This is a genomic window from Xanthobacteraceae bacterium (genome assembly GCA_019454205.1).
In the GTDB taxonomy this organism is placed as follows: Bacteria; Pseudomonadota; Alphaproteobacteria; order Rhizobiales; family Xanthobacteraceae.
This window is the reverse complement of record CP075369.1, coordinates 1,492,091-1,505,677: the sequence shown is the minus strand read 5'-3', so window position 1 is coordinate 1,505,677 and position 13,587 is coordinate 1,492,091. Positions and strand designations below refer to the sequence as shown.

General features: G+C 62.3%; 12 protein-coding genes. All 12 read left to right on the top strand.

What is annotated here, in order from left to right:
* Position 1 precedes the first annotated feature (1 nt).
* The 12 genes from nuoF to mce are packed head-to-tail and all read left to right on the top strand — an operon-like array spanning position 2 to position 13,587.
* Positions 2-1,306, top strand: coding sequence for an NADH-quinone oxidoreductase subunit NuoF (gene nuoF, locus KF794_07360; protein ID QYK46479.1), 1,305 nt, complete (start codon positions 2-4; stop codon positions 1,304-1,306).
* A gap of 5 nt (positions 1,307-1,311) precedes the next feature.
* Positions 1,312-3,372, top strand: coding sequence for an NADH-quinone oxidoreductase subunit NuoG (gene nuoG, locus KF794_07355; GenBank protein QYK46478.1), 2,061 nt, complete (start codon positions 1,312-1,314; stop codon positions 3,370-3,372).
* Between the two features lie 12 nt (positions 3,373-3,384).
* Entirely contained in the window at positions 3,385-4,410 is a 1,026-nt protein-coding gene (gene nuoH, locus KF794_07350; GenBank protein QYK46631.1) for an NADH-quinone oxidoreductase subunit NuoH, read from the top strand.
* A complete protein-coding gene (gene nuoI / locus KF794_07345) occupies positions 4,407-4,895 on the top strand; it encodes an NADH-quinone oxidoreductase subunit NuoI (GenBank protein ID QYK46477.1) in 489 nt (162 codons plus the stop codon). The genes nuoH and nuoI overlap by 4 nt, the downstream gene beginning before the upstream one ends.
* A 5-nt stretch (positions 4,896-4,900) precedes the next feature.
* A complete protein-coding gene (locus tag KF794_07340; GenBank protein QYK46476.1) occupies positions 4,901-5,515 on the top strand; it encodes an NADH-quinone oxidoreductase subunit J in 615 nt (204 codons plus the stop codon).
* 2 nt (positions 5,516-5,517) lie between these two features.
* A complete protein-coding gene (gene nuoK / locus KF794_07335) occupies positions 5,518-5,826 on the top strand; it encodes an NADH-quinone oxidoreductase subunit NuoK (GenBank protein ID QYK46475.1) in 309 nt (102 codons plus the stop codon).
* 9 nt (positions 5,827-5,835) lie between these two features.
* Positions 5,836-7,776: an NADH-quinone oxidoreductase subunit L gene (gene nuoL / locus KF794_07330; protein QYK46474.1), complete on the top strand. Its 1,941-nt coding sequence runs from the start codon at positions 5,836-5,838 to the stop codon at positions 7,774-7,776.
* Positions 7,776-9,287, top strand: coding sequence for an NADH-quinone oxidoreductase subunit M (locus tag KF794_07325; GenBank protein QYK46473.1), 1,512 nt, complete (start codon positions 7,776-7,778; stop codon positions 9,285-9,287). The genes nuoL and KF794_07325 overlap by 1 nt, the downstream gene beginning before the upstream one ends.
* Positions 9,288-9,299: 12 nt before the next feature.
* Positions 9,300-10,724 carry an NADH-quinone oxidoreductase subunit NuoN gene (gene nuoN, locus KF794_07320; protein QYK46472.1) on the top strand — a complete coding sequence of 475 codons (1,425 nt, stop codon included), beginning with the start codon at positions 9,300-9,302 and terminating at the stop codon, positions 10,722-10,724.
* A complete protein-coding gene (locus tag KF794_07315; GenBank protein QYK46471.1) occupies positions 10,724-11,488 on the top strand; it encodes a biotin--[acetyl-CoA-carboxylase] ligase in 765 nt (254 codons plus the stop codon). The genes nuoN and KF794_07315 overlap by 1 nt, the downstream gene beginning before the upstream one ends.
* A 2-nt stretch (positions 11,489-11,490) precedes the next feature.
* Positions 11,491-13,161 (top strand): ribonuclease J, encoded by a 1,671-nt coding sequence (locus KF794_07310; protein ID QYK46470.1) that lies wholly within the window; start codon positions 11,491-11,493, stop codon positions 13,159-13,161.
* Between the two features lie 21 nt (positions 13,162-13,182).
* The gene (gene mce / locus KF794_07305; protein QYK46469.1) at positions 13,183-13,587 is read left to right on the top strand and encodes a methylmalonyl-CoA epimerase; all 405 of its coding nucleotides are present in this window, start codon (positions 13,183-13,185) and stop codon (positions 13,585-13,587) included.

Here is a 13,587-nt window from a genome sequence, read left to right as displayed (position 1 = left end):
CATGCTCGCCGACAAGGACCGCATCTTCCGCAATCTCTACGGCGTCCACGACTGGGGGCTGAAAGGCGCCATGCAGCGGGGCGCGTGGGACGGTACCAAGGGCCTGATCGCGAAGGGCCGCGACTGGATCATCAACGAGATGAAAGCGTCCGGCCTGCGCGGGCGCGGCGGCGCGGGTTTCCCGACCGGTCTCAAATGGTCGTTCATGCCGAAGGAATCGACCGACGGGCGTCCGAGCTATCTGGTGGTCAACGCCGACGAGTCCGAACCCGGCACCTGCAAAGACCGCGAGATTATGCGGCACGATCCGCACCTTCTGATCGAGGGCTGCCTGATCGCCGGTTTCGCGATGAACGCAAACGCCGGATACATCTATGTACGCGGCGAATACATCCACGAGCGCGAGCGACTGGAAGCCGCGATCGAGCAGGCTTACGAGGCGAAGCTGCTCGGCAAGAAGAACAAGTGCGGCTGGGATTTCGATCTCTACGTTCATCACGGCGCAGGTGCCTACATCTGTGGCGAAGAAACCGCGCTGCTGGAAAGCCTCGAAGGCAAGAAGGGCATGCCCCGCCTGAAGCCGCCGTTCCCCGCGAACGTCGGTCTCTATGGCTGCCCGACCACGGTGAACAACGTGGAGTCGATTGCGGTCGCGCCGGATATTCTCCGTCGTGGTGCTGCGTGGTTTTCAAGTTTCGGCCGTCCGAACAACGCGGGCACCAAACTCTTCTGCGTCTCCGGCCATGTGAACCAGCCGTGCAACGTCGAAGAAGCGATGAGCATTCCGTTCCGCGAACTCGTCGACAAGCATTGCGGCGGCATTCGCGGCGGCTGGGACAACCTGCTTGCGGTCATTCCGGGCGGTTCTTCCGTTCCCGTCGTTCCGGCAGCGCAAATCGTCGATACGCCGATGGACTTCGACGCTTTGAAAGAACTCAAATCCGGTCTCGGCACCGCGGCCGTGATCGTGATGGACAAGTCCACCGACATCGTCCGCGCGATTGCGCGCATCTCCTATTTCTACAAGCACGAGAGTTGCGGCCAGTGCACGCCGTGCCGCGAGGGCACCGGCTGGATGTGGCGCGTGCTGACGCGCATGGCTGAAGGCCGCGCGCAGAAGAAAGAGATCGACCTCCTGCTCGACGTTGCGGGGCAAGTCGAAGGCCACACCATCTGTGCGCTCGGCGATGCCGCCGCGTGGCCGGTGCAGGGCCTCATCCGGCACTTCCGGCATGAAATCGAAAAGCGCATCGACGACTATGCGGCGAACCCGCATTCCGAGTCCGTGCTTCAGGCGGCGGAGTAGGCGCGATGGCGAAGCTGATCGTCGACGGAAAAGAAATCGAAGTGCCGGCCGAGTACACGCTGTTGCAGGCGTGCGAGGCGGCGGGTGCGGAGATTCCGCGCTTCTGTTTCCATGAGCGCCTTTCGATTGCCGGCAACTGTCGCATGTGCCTCGTCGAGGTGAAGGGTTCGCCGAAGCCGGTTGCATCCTGCGCGTGGGCCGTGCGCGATTGCCGTCCCGGCCCGAACGGCGAGCCGCCGGTCGTCAACACCAAAACGCCGCTGGTGAAGAAGGCACGCGAAGGCGTGATGGAGTTCCTGCTCATCAACCATCCGCTCGATTGCCCGATCTGCGATCAGGGCGGCGAGTGTGATCTGCAGGATCAGGCGATGGCCTACGGCGTCGACAAGTCGCGCTATCAGGAAAACAAGCGCGCGGTCGAAGACAAATATATCGGTCCGCTGGTGAAGACGATCATGACGCGCTGCATCCATTGCACGCGCTGCGTCCGCTTCACCACGGAAGTCGCGGGTGTCGCCGAACTCGGCGCAATCGGCCGCGGCGAGGACATGGAGATCACCACCTATCTCGAACAGGCGATGACCTCCGAGTTGCAAGGTAACGTCATCGACCTGTGCCCGGTCGGCGCGCTGACGTCGAAGCCTTATGCGTTTCAGGCGAGGCCGTGGGAACTGACCAAGACCGAGTCCATCGACGCGATGGATGCGGTCGGTTCCAATATCCGCGTCGACGTGCGCGGCCGCGAAGTGCAGCGCATCCTGCCGCGCCTGCATGAAGGCGTGAACGAGGAGTGGATTTCCGACAAGACGCGCTTCGTCTGGGATGGTCTTCGCACGCAGCGCCTCGACAAGCCGTATGTGCGCATCAAGGGCAAGCTGGTACGTGCAAGCTGGGCCGATGCCTTCGCCGCCATCGCGGCGAAGATGAAGACCGCCGTGCCGGAGCGTGTCGGTGCGATCGTCGGCGATCTTGCGACCACGGAAGAAGCCTTCGCGCTCAAAGCGCTGATGGACAAGATCGGCTCGAAGAACATCGATTGCCGTCAGAACGGTTCGATCCTCCATCCTTCGATGGGCCGCGCTTCCTATCTCTTTAATTCAACTATCGCCGGCATCGATCAGGCCGAAGGCCTCATGATCATCGGCGCGAACCCGCGCCGCGAAGCGCCGGTGCTGAACGCGCGTATCCGCGAGCGCTGGCGCACGGGCGGCCTGAAGATCGGGGTGATCGGCGAGAAGGCCGACCTCACGTACGACTACGCCTATCTCGGCGCTGGCCCGGAGACGCTCTCCGAGTTTACGAAACACAAGAAGGCGCAGACCAAGAACCAGATCTGGATGATCGGTCAGGGCGCGCTTGCGCGCAAAGACAGCGCGGCCGTGCTCTCCATGTTCGCGAAGTCGGTGATTTCGGTCGGCGGCATCGCGGACGGCTGGAACGGTTTCTCGGTGCTGCACACGGCGGCTTCGCGCGTCGGTGCGCTCGATGTCGGCGCAGTACCGGGCGAGGGCGGGCTGACCGCCCCGCAGATGGTGAAGTCGAAGGCGCTCGACGTGCTGTTCCTGCTTGGCGCGGACGAGATCGAAGTCGAGAGCGACGCTTTCGTGGTTTACGTCGGCACGCATGGCGACCGCGGCGCACATCGCGCGGATGTCATTCTTCCGGCCGCCGCTTACACTGAAAAGTCAGGCATCTTCGTCAATACCGAAGGCCGTCCGCAGCTTGCGAAGCGCGCTGCGTTCGCGCCGGGTGATGCGCGCGAGGACTGGGCGATCCTGCGCGCGCTGTCGGAGAGCATCGGCAACAAGCTGCCGTGGGATTCGCTTTCCGAGTTGCGCCGCCAGATGTTCGCAGCGTTCCCGCATCTTGCGAAGATTGACCAGATCACGCCGGCCGATGCCGGCGACATCGCAAAACTTACGAAACTCGGCGGCGACGCCATGAAGACCGGCTTCAAGTCGCCGGTGACCGACTTTTATCTCACCAACCCGATCGCGCGCGCGTCCGCCGTCATGGCGGAATGTTCGCGGCTGGCCGCCGGCAGGGTGCCGGAAGCGGCGGAGTAACGCGCGATGACGTTGATGGATTTCTTCTGGCAGTCGATCTGGCCGATCGTGATCATCGTGGCGCAGAGCGTGCTGCTGCTCGTCGCGTTGCTGATCTTCATCGCCTACATCCTGCTGGCCGACCGCAAGATCTGGGCGGCGGTGCAGATGCGCCGTGGCCCGAACGTGGTCGGGCCGTTCGGTCTGTTGCAATCCTTCGCCGATCTTCTGAAGTTCGTACTGAAAGAGCCGGTGATCCCGTCCGGCGCGAACAAGGGTGTTTTCCTGCTCGCGCCGCTCGTTACCTGCGTGCTCGCGCTCGCGGCATGGGCCGTGATCCCGGTGCATCCGGGCTGGTCGGTCGCGGAGATCAATGTCGGCGTACTTTATATCTTCGCGATCTCGTCGCTCATGGTCTACGGCGTGATCATGGCGGGCTGGGCTTCTAACTCGAAGTATCCATTCCTCGCCGCACTGCGTTCCGCCGCGCAAATGGTTTCCTACGAAGTCTCCATCGGCTTCGTCATCATCACCGTCTTGATGTGCGCGGGCTCGCTCAACCTGACCAAGATCGTCGAGGCGCAAAACGGGCCTTACGGCATGTTGCAGTGGTACTGGCTGCCGCTGCTGCCGATGTTCGTCGTGTTCTTCGTTTCCGCGCTGGCGGAAACCAACCGCCCGCCGTTCGATCTGGTGGAAGCGGAGTCCGAACTCGTCGCGGGTTTCATGGTCGAATATTCGTCTACGCCGTATCTCCTGTTCATGCTCGGCGAGTACGTGGCGATCATGACCATGTGCGCGATGGGCACGATCCTGTTCCTTGGCGGCTGGCTGCCGCCGTTCCCGGTCGCGCCGTTCACCTGGGTGCCGGGTGTTATCTGGTTCGTGCTCAAGCTCTGCTTCATGTTCTTCCTGTTCGCGATGGCGAAGGCCATCGTGCCGCGCTACCGCTACGACCAGTTGATGCGTCTCGGCTGGAAGGTTTTCCTGCCGCTTTCGCTCGCGATGGTCGTGGTCGTCGCTGCCGTACTGCATTTCAACGGATGGGCGCCGAAATGAAATTGGACCGCGCCGCACGCAGCATCTTTCTGTGGGAGTTCGTCTCGGCGTTCTTCCTCGCGATGCGTTATTTCTTCGCGAAGAAATCGACGCTGAACTATCCGTTCGAGAAGGGCTATCTCTCGCCGCGTTTTCGCGGCGAGCATGCGCTGCGCCGTTATCCGAACGGCGAGGAGCGCTGCATCGCCTGCAAGCTGTGTGAGGCGATCTGTCCCGCGCAGGCCATCACCATCGAGGCCGGTCCGCGCCGCAACGACGGTACGCGCCGTACCACGCGTTACGACATCGACATGGTGAAGTGCATCTATTGCGGGCTGTGTCAGGAAGCGTGCCCGGTCGACGCCATCGTCGAAGGTCCGAACTTCGAATTCGCGACCGAGACGCGCGAAGAACTCTATTTCGACAAGGAACGGTTGCTCGCGAACGGCGACCGCTGGGAGCGCGAGATCGCGAAGAATATTTCGCTCGACGCGCCGTACAGGTAGAGACGATGGTAATTCCCGCACTCTTTTTCTATCTGTTCGCCGGCATCGCGGTGGCGAGCGCGTTCATGGTGATCGCCGGACGCAACCCCGTGCACTCCGTGCTTTGGCTGATCCTGACCTTCGTGAACGCGGCCGGGCTGTTCCTGCTGATCGGCGCTGAATTCCTCGCGATGATTTTGATTGTCGTGTACGTCGGCGCGGTCGCGGTGCTGTTCCTGTTCGTCGTGATGATGCTCGACGTGGATTTCACGGAACTGCGGCAGGGCTTCCTGCAATATCTTCCCGTGGGCGTGCTGGTCGGCCTCGTGTTCCTTGTCGAGTTGCTATTGGTCGTCGGCGCGTGGGTTACCGGCCCAGGCATTTCCAATGCAATCAAGGCGCCGATCCCGGCTGCGAATGTGGCGACCAACACCGAAGCCATCGGCCGCGTGCTGTACACGACCTACATCCATTACTTCCAGCTTGCGGGCGTCGTTCTGCTGGTCGCGATGATCGGTGCGATCGTGCTGACGCTGCAGCACCGCGTGAACGTGAAGCGTCAGAACGTCAGCGCGCAGAACGCGCGCACACGCGACACGGCCATCGAAGTCGTGAAGGTCAAGACGGGCGAGGGGATCTGAGCATGACCATCGGCCTTTCCCATTATCTCGCGGTCGGCGCGATCCTGTTCACGCTGGGCACGCTCGGAATCTTCCTGAACCGGAAGAACGTGATCGTCATTCTGATGTCGGTCGAACTGATCCTGCTCGCGGTGAACGTAAACCTCGTCGCGTTCTCGGCGTTCCTCGGCGACATCGTCGGCCAGATTTTCGCGCTGCTCGTGCTTACCGTGGCGGCGGCAGAAGCGGCCATCGGGCTTGCGATCCTCGTGGTCTTCTTCCGCAACCGCGGCTCGATTGCGGTCGAAGACATCAACATGATGAAGGGCTGACGGCGGACGATGTATTACGCAATCGTATTCCTGCCGCTCGCCGGCGCACTGATCGCGGGATTGTTCGGCCGCGTGCTGGGCGCGCGCGTATCGGGCATCCTCACCAGCGCGTTGCTGGTCATCGCTGCGATCCTGTCCTGGGTCGCGTTCTTCGACGTCGGTTTCATCGGCAAGGCACAGTATTTCCGCGTGCCGCTGTTCACCTGGATTTCCGCGGGCGACGTGAAGGTCGATTGGGCGCTGCGCGTCGATACCATGACGGTCCTGATGCTGATCGTCGTGAACAGCGTGTCCGCGCTCGTGCACATCTATTCCATCGGCTACATGCACGAAGACCCGCACCAGCCGCGCTTTTTTGCCTATCTCTCGCTGTTCACATTCGCGATGCTGTCGCTGGTGACCGCCGACAACCTCGTGCAGTTGTTCTTCGGCTGGGAAGGGGTGGGCCTCGCCAGTTATCTGCTGATCGGCTTCTGGTACCAGAAGCCGGAAGCCAATGCGGCGGCGATCAAGGCCTTCGTCGTCAACCGTGTCGGCGACTTCGGTTTCGCGCTCGGCATCTTCGCCGTGTTCGCAATGATCGGCTCTATCGGCTTCGAGACGATTTTTGCAGAGGCGAAATCTCTCACCGGCAAGACCATTCACATTTTCGGCGGCGACTTCGACGCGCTGACCGTGATCTGCCTGCTCCTGTTCGTTGGCGCGATGGGCAAGTCCGCGCAGTTCCTGCTGCACACCTGGCTGCCCGACGCGATGGAAGGGCCGACGCCGGTTTCCGCACTCATCCACGCCGCGACCATGGTGACCGCGGGCGTGTTCATGGTCGCGCGGCTGTCTCCGCTGTTCGAGCTTGCGCCGACCGCGCTCATGGTCGTGACGCTATTCGGTGCAGTTACGGCGTTCTTCGCTGCCACGGTCGGCCTCGTGCAGAACGACATCAAGCGCGTCGTTGCGTATTCGACCTGTTCGCAGCTTGGCTACATGTTCGTCGCGATGGGCGTCGGCGCGTATTCGGTCGGCATGTTCCACCTGTTCACGCACGCGGCTTTCAAGGCGCTCCTGTTCCTCGGTGCCGGTTCGGTGATCCATGCGATGCATCACGAGCAGGACATGCGGAACATGGGCGGGCTGTGGCGGAAAATTCCGTTCACCTACGCGATGATGCTGATCGGTACGCTGGCGCTGACCGGGTTTCCGTTTACCGCAGGCTATTATTCGAAGGACGCGATCATCGAGGCGGCCTATGCGGGGCACAATTACTTCGCGCCGTTCGCCTTCTACATGACCGTGATCGCGGCGGCGCTGACCTCGTTCTATTCGTGGCGTCTCGTGTTCCTGACCTTCCACGGCAAGACGCGCGCCGATCACCACACCTACGATCACGCCCACGAGTCGCCGCTTGTGATGACGGTGCCGCTCGCGATCCTCGCGGTCGGTGCGTTGGTGCTCGGCTTCGCGTTCAAGAAAGCCTTCATCTACGAAGAGGGCGTGATGGCGTTCTTCCGCCAGTCGCTGTTCTCGCATGACGGCTGGAAGATACTCGAACACATGCACCATCTTCCCGCGTGGGTGCCGTGGCTGCCGACCGTGATGATGGCGGGCGGCTTCATCGTCGCCTACTGGTTCTATATCCGCGACCCGTCGATTCCGCCCGCGCTCGCGAAGCAGAACGACCTCCTGTACCGCTTCCTGCTCAACAAGTGGTACTTCGATGAGCTGTACGACTTCCTGTTCGTGCGCCCCGCGAAATGGCTGGGTCGCACGCTTTGGAAGCGCGGTGATGGCTGGCTGATCGACGGCTTCGGGCCGGACGGCATCTCCGCGCGTGTGCTTGACGTGACGCGCAACGTGGTGCGGCTGCAGACCGGCTATCTCTATCACTACGCCTTCGTCATGCTGATTGGCGTTGCCGCGCTGATCACCTGGTTCATGATCGGAGGGACCAAGTGATGGCAAGCTGGCCCGTCCTTTCCGTCACCACGTTCCTGCCGCTGGTCGGCGTTGCGTTCATTCTTCTGCTGCGCGGCGGCGATGCCGCGGCCGAGCGCAATGCACGTTGGGTCGCGCTCTGGACCACCATCGTCACCTTCGCGGTGTCGCTATTCCTGATCGCGGGCTTCGACAAGACGAACTCCGGCTTCCAGTTCGTCGAAAGCTCGCCGTGGCTCGGTGGCGCCATCAATTACAAGATGGGCGTCGACGGCATTTCGCTGCCCTTCGTGATCCTCACCACCGCGCTGATGCCGGTTGCGATCGTCGCTGGATGGTTCTCGATCGAGAAGCGGGTGAAGGAATACCTGATCTGTTTCCTGCTCCTCGAAACGCTGATGATCGGAACGTTCTCGGCGCTCGATCTCGTGCTGTTCTACTGCTTCTTCGAGGGCGGCCTGATCCCGATGTTCCTCATCATCGGCGTGTGGGGCGGCAAGCGGCGCGTCTATGCCAGCTTCAAGTTCTTCCTCTACACGCTGCTCGGCTCGGTCTTGATGCTGCTCGCCATCATGGCGATGTATTTCCAGGCCGGAACGACCGACATTACCAAGCTGCTCACCTTCGGTTTCCCGCGCGGGATGCAGACATGGCTCTGGCTCGCCTTCTTCGCGTCGTTCGCGGTGAAGCTGCCGATGTGGCCGGTGCATACTTGGCTGCCCGATGCGCACGTCGAGGCGCCCACCGCAGGCTCAGTCATTCTGGCGGCGGTGCTGCTGAAGATGGGCGGCTACGGCTTCCTGCGTTTCTCGCTGCCGATGTTTCCGCTGGCGTCCGAATTTTTCGCGCCGATGATGTTCGTGCTCTCGGTGGTGGCCATCGTCTACACCTCGCTGGTCGCGCTGATGCAGGAGGACATCAAGAAGCTGATTGCCTATTCGTCGGTCGCGCACATGGGCTTCGTCACGCTTGGCATCTTCACGTTCTCGAACGAGGGCGTGCAGGCGGGCGTGTTCCAGATGATTTCGCACGGCGTGGTTTCCGGTGCGCTCTTCCTTTGTGTCGGCGTGGTCTATGACCGCATGCACACGCGCGAGATTGCGGCCTATGGCGGCCTCGTGAACCGGATGCCGGTTTATGCAGCCGTGTTCATGGTGTTCACGATGGCGAATGTGGGCCTGCCGGGAACGAGCGGGTTCGTCGGCGAGTTCCTCTCGCTGCTTGCCGCGTTCAAGGCGAACACGATGGTCGCGGTATTCGCGACGCTCGGCGTCATTCTCTCGGCGGGTTACGCGCTGTGGCTCTACCGCCGCGTCGTGTTCGGCGTGCTGGAGAAAGAAAACCTGAAGAACATCGCCGATCTGGACAAACGCGAGATCGCGCTGCTCGCGCCGCTGGTCGTGCTGACCATCCTGCTCGGTGTTTGGCCCGCGCCCGTGCTCGATACCAGCGCGGCGGCGGTCGCCAATCTCGTCGCGCATACCAAGGCCGCCATCGCGCCGGTGAAAGCCGCGCTCGGCGCGATGCAATAGGGGAGCGCCGCGATGATCTGGTCCATGCTCGCGCCGGTACTGCCCGAACTCGTCATTATTATCGGAGCGCTGATCCTCGTCGGAATCGGCGCAGGGTGGGGCGAGAAGACGACGCCACTGATCGACATGCTCGCGCTCGTTATCCTTACGGCGGCCGTCGTGCTTGTCGTGATGATGCCGGCTGGAAGGGTCGAAGCGTTCGGCGGCAGTTTCGTGATCGACGGCTTTGCCCGCTTCTTCAAGGTGCTGACGCTGATCGGCGCGGCTGCTTCGCTGCTCATGTCCATCGACTACTGGAGCGAGAAGAAGCTGCGCCGTTACGAGTTCTCGATCCTCGTGCTGCTCTCCGTTGCCGGCATGATGGTGATGGTGTCGGCGCGCGACCTGATCGCGCTTTATCTCGGCATCGAGCTGATGTCGCTCGCGCTCTATGTCGTCGCGGCCATCGACCGCGATAACGTACGCTCGACCGAAGCGGGCCTGAAGTATTTCGTGCTCGGCGCGCTCTCCTCCGGCATGCTGCTTTACGGCTCGTCGCTGATCTATGGCTTTACCGGCACGGTCGAATTCGCAGGCATCGCGCAGGCGGCGAAGTCGCCGTCCCTCGGCCTGATCTTCGGCATCGTGTTCCTGTTCGCTGGACTTGCGTTCAAGGTTTCGGCAGTGCCGTTCCATATGTGGACGCCGGACGTCTACGAAGGCGCGCCGACGCCGGTCACGGCGTTCTTTGCCGCCGCGCCGAAAGTAGCCGCGATTGCGCTGTTCGTACGCGTCTCGATCAGCGCGTTCCCGAATGCCGTACCGCAATGGCAGCAGATCGTGGTGTTCATCTCGCTCGCGTCCATGATCCTCGGCGCGTTCGCGGCCATCGGCCAGAAGAACATCAAGCGCCTGATGGCGTATTCCTCCATCGGCCATGTCGGCTACGCATTGGTCGGCCTTGCAGCCGGTACGCCGAACGGCGTTTCGGGCGTGATGATCTATATGTCGGTCTATCTTGCGATGACGCTCGGCACCTTTGCCTGCATTCTTTCCATGCGCCGCAAGGAAGGACACATCGAGGATATCGACCAGCTTGCCGGTCTGGCGCGCACGCAGCCGGTGATGGCCTTCGTGTTCGCGGCGCTCCTGTTCTCGCTCGCGGGTATTCCGCCGCTGGCCGGTTTCTTCGCGAAGTTTTACGTCTTCCTCGCCGCCATCGAAGCGAAGCTCTATGCGCTCGCCGTGATCGGCGTGATCGCGAGCGTAGTCGGCGCGTATTATTATCTGCGCATCGTGAAGATCATGTACATCGACGAGCCGGTAGCCGGTTTCCTGCCGATGCCACGCGCGGTCGCTGGTGTGCTGGCCATTGCAGGCGTGTTCGTGATCCTGTTCTTCGTCTATCCGGCGCCGCTGGTGGCAGCGGCCAATGCCGCGGCGAAGTCGCTGTTCTGATGCAAGGTGTCCCGACCGTCGCAGGCGGGTTGCCGGTCACGGCATTCGGAGAAATCGGTTCCACCAACGCAGAGGCGTTGTCGCGCGCATCACAAGGTGCACATGAACAATGGGTCGTCTCGGAAATCCAGACCGCAGGACGTGGCCGCCGCGGCCGCGAATGGATTTCGGAAGCAGGAAATCTCTATTCGTCTTTGCTGCTCTACGATCCCGCGCCGCCGGCGCTGACCCCGCAGATTTGCTTCGTTGCGGCGCTGGCATTGCACGACGCGGTTCGTGATGCCGCTCCCAACCTCGACGCAGAAAAATTGCGCCTGAAATGGCCGAACGACCTTCTGTTCGGCGGTAAAAAGCTGGCGGGGATTCTGGTCGAAGGTCTGCAAAGTCCCGACAGGCATGCGGTCGTCACCGGCATCGGCACGAACTGCAAACATCATCCGGATAACGCGGCCTATCCGGCAACCGATTTGGCCGCGGAAGGATTTGTGGTCGAACCGAAGGATCTGTTCCCGCATCTCGCGGCGCGAATGATGGAACGTCTCGCGCAATGGCGGCGCGGCGAGGGCTTCAGGGCCACGCGCGAGGCCTGGCTTTCTCGTGCCGATGGCGTCGGGAGTGAAATCGAGGTGCGGCTGCCAGAGCGCAGCTTGCGCGGCACCTTCACGGAGATTGATGGAGACGGCGCGCTGATACTCGGTTTGCCGGGCGGGCAAAAAGAAACCATCCGCGCCGGCGATGTGTTTCCGCTCCAGGCAAAGGGATAGCCGTGGCGAAACCCGCACAGGAATTGCTGTTTGCACCGCTCGGCGGTGTCGGCGAGATCGGGATGAATCTCGCGCTCTACGGCCTTCGCGTGGGTAACAACCGCGAATGGCTTTGCGTCGATATGGGCGTTTCCTTCGGCGACGAGGCGACGCCGGGCATCGACCTCATCATGGCTGACATCGCCTTCGCCGAGGAAGAACGCCGCGACATCAAGGGCATCGTGCTGACCCACGGCCATGAAGATCATGTCGGCGCACTGTTCGATCTCTGGCCGAAGCTGCGAGTGCCGGTTTACGCCACGCCATTCACCGCCACGCTGGTCGAGACCAAGCGCGCGAACGAGCCGGGCGCGCCGCTCATTCCCATCACGGTCGTGCCGGTCGGCGGGCGGGTGAAGATCGGTTCGTTCGACGTCGAGTTCGTGCCGGTCGCCCATTCCATTCCGGAGAGCCATTCGCTCGCGATCCGTACGCCCGCCGGCATGGTGGTGCATAGCGGCGACTGGAAACTGGATGCGACACCAGTCGTCGGCACCACGACCGACGAGAAGAAATTCCGCGCGCTCGGCGACGAAGGCGTGCGTGCTTTCGTTTGCGACTCCACGAATGCGGTGCGTGATGGCCAGTCGCCGTCCGAAGCGGATGTTGCGGAGAGCCTGAAGGAAATCATCGCCCGTGCGAAAGGGCGCGTGGCGCTTACCACCTTCGCCTCGAATGTCGCGCGCATTCGTTCCGCTGCGGAAGCGGCCGAAGCGGCGGGCCGGGAAGTGGTCGTCGCGGGGCGTGCGATGGAGCGCGTGATCGGGGTCGCGCGCGAACTCGGGTATCTCGACGGCATTCGGCCGTTTCGCGGGCTGGACGCCTATGCGGTGCTGCCGCCGAACAAGGTCGTGGTTCTGCTGACAGGCAGTCAGGGCGAGCCGCGCGCGGCGCTGGCGCGTATCGCGAACAACGACCATCCGGCAATCAAGCTCTCGCCGAGCGACATGCTCATTCTTTCGTCGCGCACCATCCCCGGCAACGAGAAGGCCGTGAACCGGATCGTGAATGCCATTGTTTCCAAGGGCATCGAGATCGTCGCGGATCGCGATGCGTTGGTCCATGTCTCCGGCCATCCGCGGCGCGGCGAACTGAAACAGATGTATTCCTGGCTGCGGCCGCAGCTTGTGGTGCCGGTGCATGGTGAGGCACTGCATCTTTCCGAAAACGCCGAGGTCGCCCGCGAGATGGGTGTCGGTGAGGTGCTCACCTGCCGGAACGGCGACATCGTGCGGCTCTCGCCGGGACCGGCCGAAATCGACGACCAGTTCCAGTCCGGGCGCATTTACAAGGATGGCCGCCTCCTGATCTCGGCCGATGACCGCGTGGTGCCGGAGCGGCGCAAGCTCTCCTTCGCGGGCGTCATCTCGATTGCAATTGCGTTTGACTCCAAAGGCGAACTGGCCGACGAGCCGATCGTGGAATTCGCCGGAATTCCCGAACAGGCGAGTGCAGGCGAGAGCATGTTCGACCTGATCGTCGATGCGGTTCATTCCGGCATCGAAAGCCTGCCCAAGCCGCGCCGCCGTGACCCGGATGCTGTAGTAGAAGCCGTTACGCGCAGCGTGCGCGGAGCGGTGAACGCCGCATGGGGCAAAAAGCCGATATGCCACGTGCTGGCGCTGCACGTATAATCGCGGAAAAGGAGCAGGCCCATGATCGGACGTCTCAACCACGTCGCCATCGCCGTCAAAGACATCAAGGCCGCGTCGGAAGTCTACAAGGCCAAGCTGGGCGCCGAAGTCTCCGAGATCGTGCCGCAGCCGGAGCACGGGGTTTCCACCGTGTTCATTACCCTGCCGAACACCAAGATCGAATTGCTGGAGCCGCTCGGCGAGAATTCGCCCATTGCGAAATTCCTCGAACGCAATCCGGACGGCGGCGTGCATCACGTCTGCTACGAAGTAGACGACATCCTCGCCGCGCGCGACCAGTTGAAAGCGACCGGCGCACGCGTGCTCGGCGACGGCAATCCGAAGATCGGCGCGCACGGCAAGCCGGTGCTGTTCCTGCACCCGAAAGATTTCCTGGGCACACTTACCGAGATCGAGCAGGCATAA

Bases quoted from the DNA above. Each gene is read 5' to 3' on its own strand.
- nuoF (QYK46479.1), top strand. From the start codon at position 2: ATGCTCGCCGACAAGGACCGCATCTTCCGCAATCTCTACGGCGTCCAC.
- nuoG (QYK46478.1), top strand. From the start codon at position 1,312: ATGGCGAAGCTGATCGTCGACGGAAAAGAAATCGAAGTGCCGGCCGAG.
- nuoI (QYK46477.1), top strand. From the start codon at position 4,407: ATGAAATTGGACCGCGCCGCACGCAGCATCTTTCTGTGGGAGTTCGTC.
- KF794_07340 (QYK46476.1), top strand. From the start codon at position 4,901: ATGGTAATTCCCGCACTCTTTTTCTATCTGTTCGCCGGCATCGCGGTG.
- nuoK (QYK46475.1), top strand. From the start codon at position 5,518: ATGACCATCGGCCTTTCCCATTATCTCGCGGTCGGCGCGATCCTGTTC.
- nuoL (QYK46474.1), top strand. From the start codon at position 5,836: ATGTATTACGCAATCGTATTCCTGCCGCTCGCCGGCGCACTGATCGCG.
- KF794_07325 (QYK46473.1), top strand. From the start codon at position 7,776: ATGGCAAGCTGGCCCGTCCTTTCCGTCACCACGTTCCTGCCGCTGGTC.
- nuoN (QYK46472.1), top strand. From the start codon at position 9,300: ATGATCTGGTCCATGCTCGCGCCGGTACTGCCCGAACTCGTCATTATT.
- KF794_07315 (QYK46471.1), top strand. From the start codon at position 10,724: ATGCAAGGTGTCCCGACCGTCGCAGGCGGGTTGCCGGTCACGGCATTC.
- mce (QYK46469.1), top strand. From the start codon at position 13,183: ATGATCGGACGTCTCAACCACGTCGCCATCGCCGTCAAAGACATCAAG.